Source organism: Pigmentiphaga kullae, assembly GCF_004216695.1.
Lineage (GTDB): Bacteria > Pseudomonadota > Gammaproteobacteria > Burkholderiales > Burkholderiaceae_B > Pigmentiphaga > Pigmentiphaga kullae.
The window spans coordinates 1,539,301-1,557,380 of sequence record NZ_SGXC01000001.1; the positions used below are offsets into that span (position 1 = coordinate 1,539,301).

The 18,080-nt window shown below is 64.5% G+C and carries 13 protein-coding genes and 4 tRNA genes; 13 read left to right on the top strand and 4 right to left on the bottom strand.

The genetic code is table 11. The features are described 5' to 3' along the window. Positions 1 to 13: 13 nt before the first annotated feature. Together EV675_RS07580 and EV675_RS07585 are read right to left on the bottom strand one after the other, a co-directional pair. Positions 14 to 790 (bottom strand): enoyl-CoA hydratase/isomerase family protein, encoded by a 777-nt coding sequence (locus EV675_RS07580; protein WP_130356698.1) that lies wholly within the window; start codon positions 788 to 790, stop codon positions 14 to 16. Between the two features lie 13 nt (positions 791 to 803). Beyond that, entirely contained in the window at positions 804 to 1,769 is a 966-nt protein-coding gene (locus EV675_RS07585; protein WP_165404485.1) for a Bug family tripartite tricarboxylate transporter substrate binding protein, read from the bottom strand. Between the two features lie 169 nt (positions 1,770 to 1,938). Between EV675_RS07585 and EV675_RS07590 the strand changes: the two genes are divergently transcribed. The 13 genes from EV675_RS07590 (at position 1,939) to rpoC (ending at position 16,099) form a co-directional block, all read left to right on the top strand. After that, positions 1,939 to 2,025: transfer RNA gene (locus tag EV675_RS07590), tRNA-Tyr, on the top strand. 128 nt (positions 2,026 to 2,153) lie between these two features. Continuing rightward, positions 2,154 to 2,227, top strand: a tRNA-Gly gene (locus EV675_RS07595). Between the two features lie 69 nt (positions 2,228 to 2,296). Further along, positions 2,297 to 2,371 (top strand) — tRNA-Thr (locus EV675_RS07600). A gap of 52 nt (positions 2,372 to 2,423) precedes the next feature. After that, positions 2,424 to 3,614: an elongation factor Tu gene (gene tuf, locus EV675_RS07605; RefSeq protein ID WP_130356700.1), complete on the top strand. Its 1,191-nt coding sequence runs from the start codon at positions 2,424 to 2,426 to the stop codon at positions 3,612 to 3,614. Between the two features lie 106 nt (positions 3,615 to 3,720). Next, positions 3,721 to 3,796, top strand: a tRNA-Trp gene (locus EV675_RS07610). A 123-nt stretch (positions 3,797 to 3,919) separates the two neighbouring features. Then, entirely contained in the window at positions 3,920 to 4,300 is a 381-nt protein-coding gene (gene secE, locus EV675_RS07615; protein ID WP_130356701.1) for a preprotein translocase subunit SecE, read from the top strand. An 18-nt stretch (positions 4,301 to 4,318) separates the two neighbouring features. Beyond that, complete coding sequence (gene nusG, locus EV675_RS07620; RefSeq protein ID WP_087838388.1) at positions 4,319 to 4,852, top strand: transcription termination/antitermination protein NusG; 534 nt, start codon at positions 4,319 to 4,321, stop codon at positions 4,850 to 4,852. Between the two features lie 134 nt (positions 4,853 to 4,986). Then, positions 4,987 to 5,418 carry a 50S ribosomal protein L11 gene (gene rplK, locus EV675_RS07625; RefSeq protein ID WP_124687572.1) on the top strand — a complete coding sequence of 144 codons (432 nt, stop codon included), beginning with the start codon at positions 4,987 to 4,989 and terminating at the stop codon, positions 5,416 to 5,418. 2 nt (positions 5,419 to 5,420) lie between these two features. Then, complete coding sequence (gene rplA, locus EV675_RS07630) at positions 5,421 to 6,125, top strand: 50S ribosomal protein L1 (RefSeq protein WP_130356702.1); 705 nt, start codon at positions 5,421 to 5,423, stop codon at positions 6,123 to 6,125. A gap of 292 nt (positions 6,126 to 6,417) precedes the next feature. Then, positions 6,418 to 6,939 carry a 50S ribosomal protein L10 gene (rplJ, locus tag EV675_RS07635; RefSeq protein WP_130356703.1) on the top strand — a complete coding sequence of 174 codons (522 nt, stop codon included), beginning with the start codon at positions 6,418 to 6,420 and terminating at the stop codon, positions 6,937 to 6,939. Between the two features lie 87 nt (positions 6,940 to 7,026). After that, positions 7,027 to 7,410, top strand: coding sequence for a 50S ribosomal protein L7/L12 (gene rplL / locus EV675_RS07640; RefSeq protein ID WP_087838384.1), 384 nt, complete (start codon positions 7,027 to 7,029; stop codon positions 7,408 to 7,410). 305 nt (positions 7,411 to 7,715) lie between these two features. Further along, positions 7,716 to 11,828 (top strand): DNA-directed RNA polymerase subunit beta, encoded by a 4,113-nt coding sequence (gene rpoB / locus EV675_RS07645; protein WP_130356704.1) that lies wholly within the window; start codon positions 7,716 to 7,718, stop codon positions 11,826 to 11,828. An 11-nt stretch (positions 11,829 to 11,839) separates the two neighbouring features. Then, positions 11,840 to 16,099 (top strand): DNA-directed RNA polymerase subunit beta', encoded by a 4,260-nt coding sequence (gene rpoC / locus EV675_RS07650; protein ID WP_242621356.1) that lies wholly within the window; start codon positions 11,840 to 11,842, stop codon positions 16,097 to 16,099. 114 nt (positions 16,100 to 16,213) lie between these two features. Here rpoC and EV675_RS07655 read toward each other — a convergent pair whose 3' ends face one another. After that, positions 16,214 to 16,720 carry a nucleoside deaminase gene (locus EV675_RS07655; RefSeq protein ID WP_130356705.1) on the bottom strand — a complete coding sequence of 169 codons (507 nt, stop codon included), beginning with the start codon at positions 16,718 to 16,720 and terminating at the stop codon, positions 16,214 to 16,216. Continuing rightward, positions 16,717 to 17,745, bottom strand: a complete 1,029-nt coding sequence (locus tag EV675_RS07660; protein ID WP_130356706.1) for an ABC transporter substrate-binding protein — start codon at positions 17,743 to 17,745, stop codon at positions 16,717 to 16,719. The genes EV675_RS07655 and EV675_RS07660 overlap by 4 nt, the downstream gene beginning before the upstream one ends. Positions 17,746 to 18,080: the final 335 nt, after the last annotated feature.

Consider the following 18,080-nt stretch of genomic DNA (forward strand, 5'->3'; position numbering starts at 1 on the left):
GCTTCCTGTGGCGTCAGCGTGCGTTGAACCGGGCCGCGCGCTTTTCCTTGAAGGCCTGGCGGCCCTCGGCGGCGTCTTCCGTGGCGGAGAGCATGCGGTTGTACAACTGCTCCATGCGCAGTCCCACGCTCAGGTCCATGCTGCCGGCGCGCAGCGCGAGTTCCTTGGCGGCCTGCACGGCCAGCGGCGCATTGGCGGCGATGCGCTCGGCGATCTTCATCGCCTCGGGCATCAGTTGCGCGGGCTCGACCTGGCGGTTGATCAGGCCCCAGCGCTCGGCAGTGGCGGCGTCGAAGGCGTCGCCGGTCAGCAGGAACTCCATGGCGATGGCGCGCGGCAGTTGTTCGATCACGCGCTGCGTGCCGCCGTTGGCGGCGATCACGCCGCGCTTCACCTCGGACAGGCCGAAGGTGGCGTGGGGCGCGGCCAGGCGGATGTCGGTGGCCAGCAGCAAGGTCATGCCGCCGCCCAGGCAATAGCCGTTGACCGCGGCGATCACCGGCTTCCACATCTCCAGCCCGCGGTTGAGCAGCATGCCCTGTTGGGTCAGCCAGAACTCCGACAATTGCGGCGGATTACCGATGAAGGTCTTGAGGTCGGCGCCCGTGCTGAAGGATTTCTCGCCGGCGCCGGTGATGACGATGGCCCGCACGGCGGTGTCGTCGCGCATCTGCGCCCAGGCGTCGGACAGGCCCTGGTAGTGCTCCGCGTCCATGGCGTTGAGTTTTTCGGGGCGATTGATGGTGATGATGCCGACCCCGCGGTCGGTCTTCTGAGTGTCGATGGACATGGATGCTCCGGGGTTACTCGGGTTGGATGCCGGCTTTCTGGATGATGGAGCCCCAGCGGCGGTTCTCCGAGGCCATGAAGTCGGCCAGTTCCTGGCGGCTGGTGCCCAGCGGCACGGCGTCGGACTCCAGGAAGTTGCGCTTGACGGTTTCGGTCTGCAGAGCGGCGCGGAAGAGCTGGTTCAGGCGGTCGACCACGGGGTCGGGCGTGTCGCGCGGCGCCAGCACCACCAGCCACGAGCCCAGGTTGAAATCGGCCAGCCCGCTCTCTATCAGGGTGGGGACGTCCTGCAGATTGGGCGTGCGGGCCCGGCCGGTGGTCGCGATCGCCCGGACCTTGCCGCCGCGGATCAGGGGCGTGGCCGAGGTCGAGTCGGCGAAGATCAGGTCGATCCGTCCGCCGATCAGGTCGCCGATGGCCAGGGGATTGCCCTTGTAGGGCACATACAGCATGTCGACGTGTTCGAGCTGCTTATAGAGCTCGGCGGCCACCCGCGAGGACGAGTTGCCGCTGCCGAAGGCCAGCGGCGTCTTGGCCGCGCCCGCCGCGCGGGTCAGGTCGGCGGCATTGCGGATGGGCGAATCGGCCCGCACCAGCAGCACCAGGGGGCCTTCCTTGAGCAGGGTGATGCCCTTGAAGTCCTGGATGGGGTCGTAGGGCGTGCGTTTGAACAGGAATTTGTTGGCCACGTGGGTATTGCTGGTCAGCAGCAGGGTGTAGCCGTCGGCCGGAGCGCGCATGACCTCTTCGGTGGCGATGAAGCCGTTGGCCCCCGCCTTGTTCTCCACGACCACGGTCTGTCCGGTGGCCTTGGTGATCTCCTGCGCCAGCACGCGGGCCGAGCCGTCGGTGCCGCTGCCCGGAGGGAAGGGCACCAGGATGCGGATCTGGCGTTGGGGAAAATCGGCGGCGTGTGCCGCGGTGCCGGCAAGCGCGAAAAGGGCGGCAATGCCTGCGAACAAGCCCTGGCGTATTCTCACGGTGGTCTCCTGATCTTTTAAAAAGTCTAAAAGACTATATATGGTCTTTTAGACTTTTTGTTAATCGAAGATCTAGTGGAAACCCTTGGTCTATGGAGGGGGTAGGGAGTGCGGGCCGGGCCGAGTTGACTTTCCTTTTTGGCTCCTTCATAATCTTTCGTTCCCCGGCGGAGGGGTGCCCGAGTGGTTAAAGGGGGCAGACTGTAAATCTGTTGGCCTTGCGCCTACATTGGTTCGAATCCAATCCCCTCCACCAACGGCTTTGCTTTTCGGTAGGGATCGTGGCCAGTGGCTTGAAGCGTGCTGTAACTCAAGCGGCTGGTCAAAATTTTGGCCGGAAGGTTTGGCGGCGGTGGGGTCCGCGCTAGTTGCAGTACCAGGTAGGCGGGTGTAGCTCAATGGTAGAGCAGAAGCCTTCCAAGCTTACGACGAGGGTTCGATTCCCTTCACCCGCTCCAACGAGGTCGTCGCAGGCGCCCGGGTTTCCGGCGATTGCCGGGCGATCCGGTAGATGCAGTACAGAATTCGCCCATGTGGCTCAGTGGTAGAGCACTCCCTTGGTAAGGGAGAGGTCACGCGTTCGATCCGCGTCATGGGCACCAGATTTTTGCGGTTCCATCCGTTATAGCAGGCATCCAGAGGCGGGAGTCAGCCATGGCAAAAGGCAAGTTTGAGCGTACCAAGCCGCACGTGAACGTGGGCACGATCGGTCACGTTGACCACGGCAAGACGACGCTGACGGCGGCGATCACGACGGTGCTGTCGAAGCAGTTCGGCGGCGAGGCCAAGGCGTACGACCAGATCGACGCGGCGCCGGAAGAAAAGGCGCGTGGCATCACGATCAACACGGCGCACGTGGAATACGAGACGCAGACGCGGCACTACGCGCACGTCGACTGCCCGGGCCACGCGGACTACGTGAAGAACATGATCACGGGCGCGGCGCAGATGGACGGCGCAATCCTGGTGGTGTCGGCCGCTGACGGCCCGATGCCGCAGACGCGCGAGCACATCCTGCTGTCGCGCCAGGTTGGCGTGCCGTACATCATCGTGTTCCTGAACAAGGCGGACCTGGTTGACGACGCCGAGCTGCTGGAACTGGTGGAAATGGAAGTTCGGGAACTGCTGTCGAAGTACGACTTCCCGGGCGACGATACGCCGATCGTGAAGGGTTCGGCCCGCATGGCGCTGGAAGGCGACAAGGGCGAGCTGGGCGAAGCGGCCATTCTGCAACTGGCGGCGGCGCTGGACTCGTACATCCCGACGCCCGAGCGCGCGGTCGACGGCGCGTTCCTGATGCCGGTGGAAGACGTGTTCTCGATCTCGGGTCGCGGCACGGTGGTGACGGGCCGTATCGAGCGCGGCATCATCAAGGTCGGCGAGGAAATCGAAATCGTCGGTATCAAGGACACGGTCAAGACGACGTGCACGGGCGTGGAAATGTTCCGCAAGCTGCTGGACCAGGGCCAGGCTGGCGACAACGTCGGTATTCTGCTGCGCGGCACCAAGCGTGAAGACGTCGAGCGCGGCCAGGTTCTGGCCAAGCCCGGTTCGATCACGCCGCACACGGAGTTCTCGGCCGAGGTGTACGTGCTGTCGAAGGAAGAAGGCGGCCGTCATACGCCGTTCTTCAACGGCTATCGTCCCCAGTTCTACTTCCGTACGACGGACGTGACGGGCACGATCGAGCTGCCGAAGGACAAGGAAATGGTGCTGCCGGGCGACAACGTGTCGATCACGGTCAAGCTGCTGGCGCCGATCGCCATGGAAGAAGGCCTGCGTTTCGCCATCCGTGAAGGCGGTCGTACCGTCGGCGCCGGCGTCGTGGCCAAGATCATCAAGTAAGACCCTTATCCCGCGCTGGTCGCGGGATAAGACGTAGTGCCAAAGTACAGTAGTTGGCGGTAAAAGTTTGAAAGCCTCCCCAAAGAACCGGGGGGGCTTCATCCATAGGGGAATAGCTCAATTGGCAGAGCGTCGGTCTCCAAAACCGAAGGTTGTGGGTTCGATTCCCTCTTCCCCTGCCACTTCTCCCGGAGCCTGCGGGGTCTAGCCGCGGCTTCTGACAAAAAGCCCGGCGCGGCTTCTGCCCCGGGTGTTTTGCAAGCACCGTCGCCGCCAGCAATGTCTGGCGCTGCCCGGACGAAAAGATGTCGAATCCAAACGTAGAAACCGTAACTAGCACTGCCGACCGCATCAAGCTGGGCCTGGCCATCGCGGCGTTCGTCGCTGGGCTGGTGGGGTTCTACGCCTTGGCGGGCAGCCCCACGATCGCCCGGATCGGCGCCATCGTCGCCGGTGTGGTCGTTGCCCTGGTAATCGGCTGGTTCAGCGAGCCCGGGAGGCGCCTGGTCGCGTTCGGCCAGGATTCGGCCCAGGAAACGCGCAAGGTCGTATGGCCTTCCCGCAAGGAAACCATCCAGACCACCGTCGCGGTGTTCGCTTTCGTGGTGGTCATGGCGCTGTTCCTGTGGGTTACAGACAAAACCATCGAATGGGTGCTGTACGACCTCATTCTTGGTTGGAAATAACACGGCGGAAACAAGACGATGAGCAAACGTTGGTACGTTGTCCATGTCTATTCCGGCATGGAAAAAAGCGTCCAGAAGGCGCTGACGGAACGCATCGAGCGGGCCGCGCTGCAGACATCCTTCGGTCGCATCCTGGTGCCCACGGAAGAGGTCATCGAGGTCAAGGGTGGCCAGAAATCCATCACCGAGCGCCGTTTCTTCCCCGGCTACGTGCTGGTCGAGATGGACCTGACCGACGAGACCTGGCACCTGGTGAAGAACACCAACAAGGTGACGGGATTCGTGGGCGGGTCGGGCAACCGCCCCACGCCCATCCCCCAGCGCGAGGTCGACGAGATCCTGTCGCAGATGGAAGAGGGCGTGGAAAAGCCGCGTCCCAAGATCCTCTTCGAAGTGGGCGAGATGGTCCGCATCAAGGAAGGTCCGTTCACCGACTTCAACGGCAACGTCGAAGACGTGAACTACGAAAAGAGCAAGCTGCGCGTGTCGGTCACGATTTTCGGCCGATCGACTCCCGTGGAACTCGATTTCAGTCAGGTCGAGAAGTCCTGATCAAGCATACGGCCGGATGGGGCGCTACGGTCAGCGCCATCCGGCTCGCGGCGTCCGCGCCGCGAACAACTCCGACCGTCAACCCCGGGGAGCAGGCCTGATCGGCCTGCGTACGTACCCGCAAGGAGTCAAGCATGGCGAAGAAAATCGTCGGCTTCATCAAGCTGCAAGTGCCAGCTGGTAAAGCCAATCCCTCTCCCCCGATCGGTCCGGCGCTGGGTCAGCGCGGCCTGAACATCATGGAATTCTGCAAGGCGTTCAACGCCAAGACCCAGGGCCTGGAGCCCGGTCTGCCGATTCCCGTGGTGATCACCGCCTTTGCCGACAAGAGCTTCACCTTCGTGATGAAGTCGCCCCCCGCGACCATCCTCATCAAGAAGGCTGCCGGCATCCAGAAGGGTTCGCCCAAGCCCCATACCGACAAGGTCGGCACGCTGACGCGCGCCCAGGTCGAAGAAATCGTCAAGACCAAGCAAGCCGATCTGACGGCTGCCGACATGGACGCCGCGGTCCGTACGATCGCTGGCAGCGCCCGTAGCATGGGCATCACGGTGGAGGGCCTGTAATCATGGCACGCATGACCAAACGTGTAGCCGCGCTGCGCGCCAAGATCGACCGCAGCAAGCTGTATCCCGTCGCCGAAGCGCTGGCGCTGGTGAAGGAAACCGCGACCGCCAAGTTCGATGAGTCCATCGACCTGGCCGTGCAACTGGGCATCGACGCCAAGAAGTCCGACCAGCTGGTCCGTGGCTCGGTGGTGCTGCCCGCCGGTACCGGCAAGTCGGTGCGCGTGGCCGTGTTCGCCCAGGGCGACAAGGCCGAGGCTGCGAAGGCCGCCGGCGCCGACATCGTCGGCATGGAAGACCTGGCCGAGCGCATCAAGGCTGGCCAGATCGACTTCGACGTGGTCATCGCCTCGCCCGACACGATGCGTGTCGTCGGCGCGCTGGGTCAGATCCTGGGTCCGCGCGGCCTGATGCCGAACCCCAAGGTCGGCACCGTGACGCCCGATGTCGCCACCGCCGTCAAGAACGCCAAGGCCGGTCAGGTCCAGTACCGTACCGACAAGGCCGGGATCATTCACGCCACGATCGGCCGTGCCTCGTTCAACGTCGAACAGCTGCAGAGCAACCTGCTCGCGCTGGTCGATGCGCTGAACAAGGCCCGTCCGGCGACGGCCAAGGGTATTTACCTGCGCAAGCTGGCGGTGTCGTCCACCATGGGTGGCGGTGTCCGTGTGGACCAGGCCTCTCTGACGGCCAGCCAGCAGTAATCGCAGGGCAACAGACTTTGGGCTGCACCGGGTGCGAGGCGAAAGCCGGACGCGCGGTGCTGCTGTCAAAGACCGCTGGAGTGAAACCGGAATCCCTGGTCCGCCAGGTACCCGGCGAATCTTAAAACCGCGACTCGCGGGCAGGCATGCAATGCTGCCCGCCCAAGCACGGATCCAGCGCAGACGGCGCTCCCAGGAAGAATTCTTTATCCAAAGAAGTCGACCAGGTTCGCCGCATTCGGTTGACGCAAGGGGTGGTATCCCGAGCGTCTTATGATGGAGTGTTCAAACCGTGAGTCTCAATCGTCAAGAGAAAACGGTGGTCGTCGAAGAGATCTCGGCCCAAGTCGCCAAGGCTCAATCGATCGTTATCGCCGAATATCGTGGTCTGGACGTCGCTTCCGTCACCGTACTGCGCAAGCAAGCACGTGAATCGGGCGTTTACCTGCGTGTTCTGAAGAACACGCTGGCTCGCCGCGCTGTGACCGGCACCCCCTTCGAGGGCCTGTCGTCGCAGTTGACCGGTCCGCTGATGTACGCCATCAGCGCCGATCCGGTCGCGGCCGCCAAGGTCCTGTCCGACTTTGCCAAATCCAACGACAAGCTCGTTCTGAAGGGCGGTGCCCTGCCGAACGGCGTCATGTCCGTCGAAGGCGTCAAGGCTCTGGCCTCGCTGCCGTCGCGCGAAGAGTTGCTGGCGAAGTTGCTGGGCACCATGCAGGCACCCGTTGCACAGTTTGTGCGTACGCTCAACGAAGTTCCGACCAAGTTCGTGCGTGGCCTCGCGGCCGTGCGCGATAAGCAGGCTGCCTAAGCCGCTTGGGGGTGTTTTCCCCCGGAATCTCGTGACACGAAGCGACACCCAATACCTGGTATCAAATTCATTGGAGTTTTAAACAAAATGGCACTTAGCAAAGCTGAAATCATCGACGCCATCGCCGGCCTGACCGTCCTGGAACTGTCGGAACTGATCAAGGACCTGGAAGAGAAGTTCGGCGTGTCGGCTGCTGCCGCCGCCGTGGCTGTCGCCGCTCCCGCCGCTGCTGGTGGCGCTGCCGCCGCTGCTGAAGAGCAGACCGAGTTCAACGTGATCCTGGCCGAAGTCGGCGCCAACAAGGTCAACGTCATCAAGGCCGTGCGCGAACTGACCGGCCTGGGCCTGAAGGAAGCCAAGGACCTGGTCGACGGCGCTCCGAAGCCCGTCAAGGAAGGCGTTGCCAAGGCCGATGCCGAAGCCGCCAAGAAGAAGCTCGAAGAAGCCGGTGCCAAGGTCGAAGTCAAGTAATTCGATCCTTGCCGGTACCCGGTGGCCGCTAAAAAACGGCCTCCGGGTTTTTGCGTTTTTGGAAAAGGGCTTTTAAAGCCTGTTTTCCGTGGCAGTACCGCCGGTTCGCGTGGCTTTGCGCGCACGGATCGGCCGACGGATTTCCGGTGCGCAGGTGGGGATGATGCCGCCTTCGGACCCGAAACCCGTGCCGGGCGAGCCCGGAAGAGGGGCACCGGCCCAGCCGGCGGGTGGCCCCATTGAGATTTCGAAGTCGTATTTTAGGACCATTACCCGTGGTTCGTGCAACCTGAGTCGGAGTGCTCATGCCCTACTCGTTCACCGAAAAGAAGCGCATCCGCAAGAGCTTCGCCAAGCGTGAGGACGTGCAAACCGTTCCTTTCCTGCTGGCAACCCAGCTCGAGTCCTATCGTACCTTCCTGCAGTCGGATACCGCACCCCTGCAGCGCAAGGAAGAAGGGCTGCAAGCCGCATTCTCCTCGATCTTCCCCATCGTCAGCCATAACCAGATGGCCAGGCTGGAATTCGTCAGCTACGTGCTGGGCGAACCCGCCTTCGACGTGCGCGAATGCCAGCAGCGTGGGCTGACCTTCGCATCGCCCCTGCGCGCCAAGGTGCGCCTGGTCCTGCTCGATCGCGAGGCCAGCAAACCCACCGTCAAGGAAGTGAAGGAGCAGGAAGTCTACATGGGCGAGATCCCGCTCATGACTTCCACCGGATCGTTCGTCATCAACGGTACCGAGCGGGTCATCGTCTCGCAGCTGCACCGTTCGCCCGGCGTGTTCTTCGAGCACGACCGCGGCAAGACCCACAGCTCCGGCAAGCTGCTGTTCTCGGCCCGCGTGATTCCCTACCGTGGCTCGTGGCTGGACTTCGAGTTCGACCCCAAGGACATCCTGTTCTTCCGCGTCGACCGCCGCCGCAAGATGCCCGTGACCATCCTGCTCAAGGCCATCGGGATGACGCCCGAGAGCATCCTGGCGCACTTCTTCGCGTTCGACAGCTTCGAGCTGGCGAGCGAAGGCGGCCTGATGGAGTTCGTGCCCGAGCGCTGGAAGGGCGAAGTCGCGCGCTTCGACATCAATGACAAGTCCGGCAACGTCATCGTCGCCAAGGACAAGCGCATCAACGCCAAGCACATCCGCGACCTGGTGGCCGCGGAGACCAAGCGCATCTCGGTGCCGGAAGACTTCCTGCTGGGCCGCGCGCTGGCCCGCAACGTCGTCGATCCGGAAACCGGCGAGATCGTGGCGCATGCCAACGAAGAGCTGACCGAGTCGCTGCTGAACAAGCTGCGCGAGAACAACGTGCGCGAGATCCAGACGCTCTACACGAACGATCTGGACCAGGGCCCGTACATCTCGCAGACGCTGCGCGTGGACGAGACCACCGACCAGACCGCCGCGCGCGTGGCGATCTACCGCATGATGCGCCCCGGCGAGCCTCCCACCGAGGAAGCCGTCGAAGCCCTGTTCCAGCGCCTGTTCTTCAGCGAGGAAACCTACGATCTGTCGCGCGTGGGCCGCATGAAGGTCAACAGCCGCCTGGGTCGCGGCAACGACATCACCGGCGCGATGACGCTCAGCAACGAGGACATCCTCGACACCATCAAGGTGCTGGTCGAGCTGCGCAACGGCCGTGGCGAGATCGACGACATCGACCACCTGGGCAACCGCCGCGTGCGCTGCGTGGGCGAACTGGCCGAGAACCAGTTCCGCGCGGGCCTGGTGCGCGTCGAGCGCGCCGTCAAGGAGCGCCTGGGCCAGGCCGAGGCCGAGAACCTGATGCCGCACGACCTGATCAACTCCAAGCCGATCTCGGCCGCCATCAAGGAGTTCTTCGGTTCGAGCCAGCTGTCGCTGTTCATGGACCAGACCAACCCGCTGTCCGAGATCACGCACAAGCGCCGCGTCTCGGCCCTGGGCCCCGGCGGTCTGACCCGCGAGCGCGCCGGCTTCGAGGTGCGCGACGTGCACCCGACCCACTACGGCCGCGTCTGCCCGATCGAGACGCCCGAAGGTCCGAACATCGGCCTGATCAACTCGATGGCCCTGTATGCCCGCCTGAACGAGTACGGCTTCCTCGAGACGCCGTACCGCAAGGTCGTGGACAGCAAGGTCAGCGACCAGATCGAGTACCTGTCGGCCATCGAGGAAAGCCGCTACGTGATCGCGCAGGCGAACGCCACGCTCGACGCCGAAGGCCATTTCGTGGACGACCTGGTGGCGTGCCGCCAGGCCGGCGAAACGATGCTGACCGCCGCCGAGAACGTCCACTACATGGACGTGGCGCCGTCGCAGATCGTGTCCGTGGCCGCTTCGCTGATCCCGTTCCTCGAGCATGACGACGCGAACCGCGCGCTGATGGGCTCGAACATGCAGCGCCAGGCCGTGCCCTGCCTGCGTCCCGAGAAGCCCGTGGTCGGCACCGGCATCGAACGCACCGTGGCGGTCGACTCCGGCACCACCGTGCAGGCGCTGCGCGGCGGCCTGGTCGACTACGTCGACGCCGAACGCGTCGTGATCCGGGTCAACGACGATGAAAACGCCGCGGGTGAAGTCGGCGTCGACATCTACAACCTGATCAAGTACACCCGTTCCAACCAGAACACCAACATCAACCAGCGCCCCATCGTGCGCCGCGGCGACATCATCGCCCGGGGCGACGTGCTCGCCGATGGCGCCTCCAGCGACCTGGGCGAACTCGCCCTGGGCCAGAACATGCTGGTCGCGTTCATGCCCTGGAACGGCTACAACTTCGAGGACTCGATCCTGATGTCCGAGCGTGTGGTCGCCAATGACCGCTACACCTCGATCCACATCGAGGAACTGACGGTCGTCGCCCGCGACACCAAGCTGGGCTCGGAAGAAATCACGCGCGACATCAGCAACCTGTCCGAAGGCCAGCTGAACCGCCTGGACGAATCCGGCATCGTCTACATCGGCGCCGAAGTCGAGGCGGGCGACGTGCTGGTCGGCAAGGTCACGCCCAAGGGCGAGACCCAGCTGACCCCGGAAGAGAAGCTGCTGCGCGCGATCTTCGGCGAAAAAGCCTCCGACGTGAAGGACACCTCGCTGCGCGTGCCCTCGGGCATGGTCGGCACCGTCATCGACGTGCAGGTGTTCACGCGCGAAGGCATCGTGCGCGACAAGCGCGCCCAGTCCATCATCGACGATGAACTCAAGCGCTATCGCCAGGACCTGAACGACCAGCTGCGTATCGTGGAAAACGATACCTTCGACCGTATCGAGAAGTCGCTGGTCGGCAAGGTCGTCAACGGCGGCCCGCGCAAGCTGGCCAAGGGCGCGGCGATCGCCAAGTCCTACCTGGCCGAGCTGGACCGCTGGCAGTGGTTCGACATCCGCCTGGCCGACGAGGGCGCCGCTACCGCGCTCGAGCAGGCCAAGGAGTCGATCGAGCAGAAGCGCCACCAGTTCGACCTCGCCTTCGAAGAGAAGCGCAAGAAGCTGACCCAGGGCGACGAGCTGCCCCCGGGCGTGCTCAAGATGGTCAAGGTCTACCTGGCCGTCAAGCGCCGCCTGCAGCCCGGCGACAAGATGGCTGGCCGTCACGGCAACAAGGGCGTGGTCTCGAAGATCACCCCGGTGGAAGACATGCCGCACATGGCCGACGGCACCCCCGTCGACATCGTGCTGAACCCGCTGGGCGTGCCCTCGCGGATGAACGTGGGCCAGGTTCTGGAAGTGCACCTGGGCTGGGCCGCCAAGGGCCTGGGCCAGCGCTTCAACGAAATGCTGGCCGAAGCGCGCAAGGTCGAAGTGGCCAAGGTGCGCGAGTTCGTCGGCAAGGTCTACAACACCACCGGCACGGCCGCCCGCCTGGAAGAGCTGGATGACGACGCGGTGATCGAACTGGCGCAGAATCTGCGCAACGGCGTGCCGTTCGCGACGCCGGTGTTCGACGGCGCTTCGGAAAACGACATCCGCGCGATGCTCGACCTGGCCTATCCGGACGAACTGGCCGAGAGCCTGAAGCTGACCAACTCCAAGACCCAGGCCTACCTGTACGACGGCCGCACCGGCGAGATGTTCGAGCGTCCGGTCACGGTCGGCTACATGCACATGCTGAAGCTGCACCACCTGGTCGACGACAAGATGCACGCCCGTTCGACCGGCCCGTACTCGCTGGTGACCCAGCAGCCGCTGGGCGGCAAGGCGCAGTTCGGTGGCCAGCGCTTCGGGGAAATGGAAGTGTGGGCGCTGGAGGCCTATGGTGCTTCGTACGTGCTGCAAGAAATGCTGACCGTGAAGTCCGACGACGTGAATGGCCGTACCAAGGTGTACGAGAACATCGTCAAGGGCGACCACGTGATCGACGCCGGCATGCCCGAGTCGTTCAACGTGCTGGTCAAGGAAATCCGGTCGCTCGGGATCGACATGGACCTCGAGCGTAACTGATAGGAGTCGCCATGAAAGCGCTATTGGATCTGTTCAAGCAGGTTACGCAGGAAGAACAGTTCGACGCCATTCGCATTGGCATCGCGTCGCCGGAGAAGATCCGGTCGTGGTCGTTCGGCGAAGTCAAGAAGCCGGAGACGATCAACTATCGCACGTTCAAGCCCGAACGCGACGGGCTGTTCTGCGCCAAGATCTTCGGGCCGATCAAGGACTACGAGTGCTTGTGCGGCAAGTACAAGCGCCTGAAGCACCGCGGCGTGATCTGCGAGAAGTGCGGCGTGGAAGTCACGCTGGCCAAGGTTCGCCGCGAGCGCATGGGCCATATCGAGCTGGCCAGCCCGGTCGCTCATATCTGGTTCCTGAAGTCGCTGCCGTCGCGCCTGGGCATGGTCCTGGACATGACGCTGCGCGACATCGAACGCGTGCTGTACTTCGAAGCCTACTGCGTCATCGATCCGGGCATGACGCCGCTCAAGCGCGCCCAGATCATGTCGGAAGACGACTTCCTGGCCAAGACCGAAGAGTACGGTGACGATTTCCGGGCGGTGATGGGTGCCGAGGCCGTGCGCGAACTGCTGCGCACGATCGACATCAACCGCGAGATCGAGACGCTGCGCGCCGACCTCCAGGCCACCAGCTCGGACGCCAAGATCAAGAAGATCTCCAAGCGCCTGAAGGTGCTGGAGGGCTTCCAGAAGTCCGGCATCAAGCCCGACTGGATGATCCTGGAAGTGCTGCCCGTGCTGCCGCCCGAGCTGCGCCCGCTGGTGCCGCTGGACGGCGGCCGCTTCGCCACGTCCGACCTGAACGACCTGTATCGCCGGGTCATCAACCGCAACAACCGCCTGAAGCGCCTGCTCGAACTGAAGGCTCCCGAGATCATCGTGCGCAACGAAAAGCGCATGCTGCAGGAAGCCGTCGACTCGCTGCTGGACAACGGCCGCCGGGGCAAGGCCATGACCGGCGCCAACAAGCGTCCGCTCAAGTCGCTGGCCGACATGATCAAGGGCAAGAGCGGCCGCTTCCGCCAGAACCTCCTGGGCAAGCGCGTCGACTACTCGGGCCGTTCGGTCATCGTGGTGGGCCCGCAGCTCAAGCTGCACCAGTGCGGCCTGCCCAAGCTGATGGCGCTGGAACTGTTCAAGCCCTTCATCTTCAACCGCCTGGAAATGATGGGTCTGGCCACGACCATCAAGGCGGCCAAGAAGCTGGTGGAAACGCAGGAACCGGTGGTGTGGGACATCCTCGAAGAGGTGATCCGCGAGCATCCGGTCATGCTGAACCGCGCCCCGACGCTGCACCGCCTGGGTATCCAGGCGTTCGAGCCGGTGCTGATCGAAGGCAAGGCCATCCAGCTGCACCCGCTGGTTTGCGCGGCGTTCAACGCCGACTTCGACGGCGACCAGATGGCCGTCCACGTTCCGCTGTCGCTGGAAGCCCAGCTGGAAGCCCGCACGCTGATGCTGGCCTCCAACAACGTGCTGTTCCCGGCCAACGGCGAGCCCTCGATCGTTCCCTCGCAGGACATCGTGCTGGGCCTGTACTACGCCACGCGCGAACGCGTGAACGGTGCCGGCGAAGGCCTGCACTTCGTGGACGTGTCCGAAGTGATGCGCGCCTACGAGAACAAGGCGGTCGAGCTGCAGTCGCGCATCACCGTGCGCCTGAACGAGTACGAGCGTGACGAGAACGGCGAATACCAGCCGGTGCTGCGCCGCTTCGAGACCACCGTCGGCCGCGCCATCCTGTCGGAAATCCTGCCCAAGGGCCTGCCCTTCTCGGTGCTGAACAAGCCCCTGAAGAAGAAGGAAATCTCGCGCCTGATCAACCAGTCGTTCCGCCGCTGCGGCCTGCGCGACACGGTGATCTTCGCCGACCAGCTGATGCAGTCGGGCTTCCGCCTGGCCACCCGCGGCGGTATCTCGATCTGCATGGACGACATGCTGATCCCGTCCGCCAAGGAAGGCATCCTGGCCGAGGCCAGCAAAGAGGTCAAGGAAATCGACAAGCAGTACTCGTCGGGTCTGGTCACGTCCCAGGAACGCTACAACAACGTGGTGGACATCTGGGGCAAGGCCGGCGATCGCGTGGGCAAGGCGATGATGGAACAGCTCTCGACCGAGCCCGTCGTCGACCGCCACGGCACCGCCACCCGCCAGGAATCGTTCAACTCGATCTACATGATGGCCGACTCCGGCGCCCGCGGTTCCGCGGCCCAGATCCGCCAGCTGGCCGGCATGCGGGGCCTGATGGCCAAGCCCGACGGCTCCATCATCGAGACGCCCATTACCGCGAACTTCCGCGAGGGCCTGAACGTACTGCAGTACTTCATCTCGACCCACGGTGCGCGTAAGGGCCTGGCCGACACGGCGCTGAAGACGGCGAACTCGGGTTACCTGACCCGCCGCCTGGTGGACGTGACGCAGGACCTGGTCATCACCGAGGACGATTGCGGCACGACCTTCGGCTTCGCCATGAAGGCGCTGGTCGAGGGCGGTGAAGTGATCGAACCGCTGCGCGACCGTATCCTCGGCCGTACCGCGGCCGCCGACGTGGTCGATCCCGACACGCAGGAAACCGTGTTCGAGGCCGGCACGCTGCTGGACGAAGACGCGGTGGACGCGATCGAGCGCCTGGGCATCGACGAAGTGAAGGTCCGCTCGGCCCTGACCTGCGAGACCCGCCATGGCCTGTGCGCCGCGTGCTACGGCCGCGACCTGGGCCGCGGCTCGCTGGTCAACGTGGGCGAGGCGGTCGGCGTCATCGCCGCCCAGTCCATCGGCGAACCCGGCACGCAGCTGACGATGCGTACGTTCCACATCGGTGGCGCGGCCTCGCGCGCGGCGCTGGCCTCGGGCGTGGAAACCAAGTCCAACGGCACGGTGCGCTTCACCAGCGCCATGCGCTATGTGACCAACGGCAAGGGCGAGCAGGTCGCCATCTCGCGTTCGGGAGAAATCCTGATCGTCGACGACAACGGCCGCGAGCGCGAGCGCCACAAGGTGCCGTACGGCGCGATCCTGCTGCACGGCGACGGCGCGGCGGTCAAGGCCGGTGCGCAACTGGCCAGCTGGGATCCGCTGACTCGTCCGATCATCACCGAGTACGGTGGCACGATCAAGTTCGAGAACGTGGAAGAAGGCGTCACGGTGGCCCGTCAGCTCGACGAAGTCACCGGCCTGTCGACCCTGGTCGCGATCACGCCCAAGACGCGCGGCAGCGCCAAGCAGACCGTGCGTCCGCAGGTCAAGCTGCTCGACGCCGCCAACGAGGAAGTCAAGATCGCCGGTACCGATCACTCGGTCAGCATCTCCTTCCCGGTGGGCGCGCTGATCACCGTTCGCGACGGCCAGCAGGTCGGCGTGGGCGAGGTGCTGGCGCGTATTCCGCAGGAATCGCAGAAGACCCGCGACATTACCGGCGGTCTGCCGCGCGTGGCCGAGCTGTTCGAAGCCCGTTCGCCCAAGGATGCCGGCATGCTCGCCGACGTCACCGGCACGGTCTCGTTCGGCAAGGACACCAAGGGCAAGCAGCGCCTGGTCATCACTGACCTGGACGGCGTCAGCCACGAGTTCCTGATTCCGAAGGAAAAGCAGGTGCTGGTGCACGACGGCCAGGTGGTGAACAAGGGCGAAATGATCGTGGACGGCCCGGCCGATCCCCATGACATCCTGCGCCTGCAAGGCATCGAGAAGCTGGCGATCTACATCGTCGACGAAGTGCAGGACGTCTACCGTCTGCAAGGCGTGAAGATCAACGACAAGCACATCGAAGTGATCGTGCGCCAGATGCTGCGCCGCGTGAACATCGTGGACCCGGGCGACACTTCGTTCATCCCGGGCGAGCAGGTCGAACGCGCCGAGATGCTGAACGAGAACGACCGCGTCAACGCCGACAACCAGCGTCCGGCCTCGTACGAGAACGTGCTGCTGGGTATCACGAAGGCTTCGCTGTCGACCGACTCGTTCATCTCGGCCGCTTCGTTCCAGGAAACCACGCGTGTCCTGACCGAAGCCGCCATCATGGGCAAGCGCGACGACCTGCGCGGCTTGAAGGAAAACGTCATCGTGGGTCGCCTGATCCCCGCGGGTACCGGCATGGCCTACCATGGCGCCCGCAAGGAGAAGGAAGCCCAGGAGGCCGCCGAGCGCGAAGTGGTATTCGCCGACGTGGGCAACACCTTCGACGAGAGCGAAATCTTCAATACGCCGGCCGAAAGCGTCACCTCGACGCCGTCGGGAGACGAGCCGGAAGGCGGCAGCCAGGAGTAGGCGGCGTACGGCGAGGGCCCTCGGGACCTCGCCCGTCCGAAGCGTTGAAGGCCTGGGTCCGGTATTGCACCGGGCCCAGGCCTTTTTATTTTTCCGCCGCGGGCGGTTTTCCGCTCAGGTCTTCCAGCCGCCTTCGTGAGAGGCCGCGGCTTCCTCCAGCAACGCCGGACCGATGCATTCGATGCCTGTCGGCGAGGCGTCGAACACGTCGCGGCACGACAGTTCCGCGTCGCGCTGGTCCAGCCGGTCGCCGCGGAAAACGCGCAGCCGCTCCGCGTCGATGCCGAACACCACGCGCCGGATGTTGGACCAGTAGATCGCGCCCGCGCACATCACGCACGGCTCGCCCGAAGCGTAGATCGTCGCGCCCGCCAGTTCGTCGCGCGAATGGCGGGGGCTGGCGATACGGAGGGCCTCGGTTTCCGCATGCGCGGTGCAATCCCCGGTTTCGCCGTTGCGATTCCAGGCTTCGGCCAGCACCGCGCCATCGGCGCCGACGATCACCGAGCCGAATGGGCGGTTGCCGCGCGACCGGGCGACGTTCGCCAGTTCGATGGCGCGGCGCAGATGGATGCCGTCCGTTTCATCGAGCGCCTGTTCGGCGGGCAGCGTGGGTGTCACGCCGGCACCTTGCGCTGCGGGGCGGGCGGTAGCAGGCCGTCATCGAAAATCTGGCCGATCGAGGGCTTGGCCGGCAGGTCGAAGACGGCCACCACTTCGTCGATCTGCCGTTGCAGCACGTCGGTCCGCACGCTGCCCAGGCCGTGGGCGCGCGTCTCGTCGGTGGCGAGGTAGCGGCGCGTGATGTCCCAGCGCTCGCGCTCGACCTTCAGGTCGATGATGGCTTCGCGAGACTTGATGGCGGCCAGGGCGGGGTTCGGGTCGGCCAGCGTTTCGACCAGCGCCCGATTGCTTGCGGCCAGGAAGGCCTTGATCGCCTCGGGCTTCTCGGCGATGAGCCGGCGGCTGGCCAACACCGCGTTGCCGTACAGGCTCAGCCCGGTCCTGGCGTATTCGAGCACCGCGAGTTCCTGCTGCGGGATGCGGGCGAACAGCGAGACGGCGGAGTCGTGGAAATAGGTGGCCGCGTCCACGTCGCCGCGGACCATGACGTTGTCGCGGGTGCTGAAATCGGTGGTGATCCACTGGAACAGGTCGGGCGCGATGCCCAGTTGGCGCGCCGCCATGGGCCAGCATCGGCGCGTGGACTCGACCGCCGCGGCGGCGACGCGCTTGCCCCGGAGGCTGGCGAAGTCTGTCGTGATGCCGCGGTCCTTGCGGCCGATGATGACGAAGGGTGCGCGGTTGTAGTACTGGTAGACGCCCTGGACCGGCGCGCCGACGTTCTGTGCGTGGAATTCGACCAGCGAGCTGATGTCGCCCAGGCCCAGATCGTAGGCGCCGCTGGCGACGCGGGTGATCGAGGCAACCGACCCGGAACCGACGTCGATGCTCACGTCGAGCCCGGCTTCCTTGTAGTAGCCCTTGGCCAGCGCCAGGAAGAAGGGCGAGGTCTGGCTGGTGACGCGGAAATCGAGCGTGAACTTGATCGGAGTGAGGCTGCGCGGCTGGGCGGAAATCGGGTGGGCATATGCCCCGGCAAGGGCGGAAGCGGACAGCGTGGCGAGGAACTGGCGGCGGTTCATCTGATGGAGATCCCGTGTCGTGGAATGGAGAATTCCCGGACATGCCTGTGGCAAGCCTGTCCGGCGCGACTCGAGCAATTTCCGGGCGTCGGCGCGCGGAATGCCGCGCGCCGACGCTGAACGCTTCTACTCTGCAAGCGATCAAGCAAGGGGTGTGCCATCGGTCGGAAAGACTTCGGGCGCGGACCCGGCATCGTGCCTTTTCTTCGGGACGGGACACCAGGGGCGGCAGGCCGGCACGCAACGGGCCGGTCGTCATGCCGCTGCTTTCGATTGGTGCAAAGAGGCTTCCTGGTGCGGTGTCCCTGCACAAAGTTGGTGAACGCGGTGGCCAC

What these genes read in the sequence shown, in the direction of transcription:
- EV675_RS07580 (WP_130356698.1), bottom strand. Translation starts at nt 790, where the DNA reads ATGTCCATCGACACTCAGAAGACCGACCGCGGGGTCGGCATCATCACC.
- tuf (WP_130356700.1), top strand. Translation starts at nt 2,424, where the DNA reads ATGGCAAAAGGCAAGTTTGAGCGTACCAAGCCGCACGTGAACGTGGGC.
- secE (WP_130356701.1), top strand. Translation starts at nt 3,920, where the DNA reads ATGTCGAATCCAAACGTAGAAACCGTAACTAGCACTGCCGACCGCATC.
- nusG (WP_087838388.1), top strand. Translation starts at nt 4,319, where the DNA reads ATGAGCAAACGTTGGTACGTTGTCCATGTCTATTCCGGCATGGAAAAA.
- rplK (WP_124687572.1), top strand. Translation starts at nt 4,987, where the DNA reads ATGGCGAAGAAAATCGTCGGCTTCATCAAGCTGCAAGTGCCAGCTGGT.
- rplA (WP_130356702.1), top strand. Translation starts at nt 5,421, where the DNA reads ATGGCACGCATGACCAAACGTGTAGCCGCGCTGCGCGCCAAGATCGAC.
- rplL (WP_087838384.1), top strand. Translation starts at nt 7,027, where the DNA reads ATGGCACTTAGCAAAGCTGAAATCATCGACGCCATCGCCGGCCTGACC.
- rpoB (WP_130356704.1), top strand. Translation starts at nt 7,716, where the DNA reads ATGCCCTACTCGTTCACCGAAAAGAAGCGCATCCGCAAGAGCTTCGCC.
- rpoC (WP_242621356.1), top strand. Translation starts at nt 11,840, where the DNA reads ATGAAAGCGCTATTGGATCTGTTCAAGCAGGTTACGCAGGAAGAACAG.
- EV675_RS07660 (WP_130356706.1), bottom strand. Translation starts at nt 17,745, where the DNA reads ATGAACCGCCGCCAGTTCCTCGCCACGCTGTCCGCTTCCGCCCTTGCC.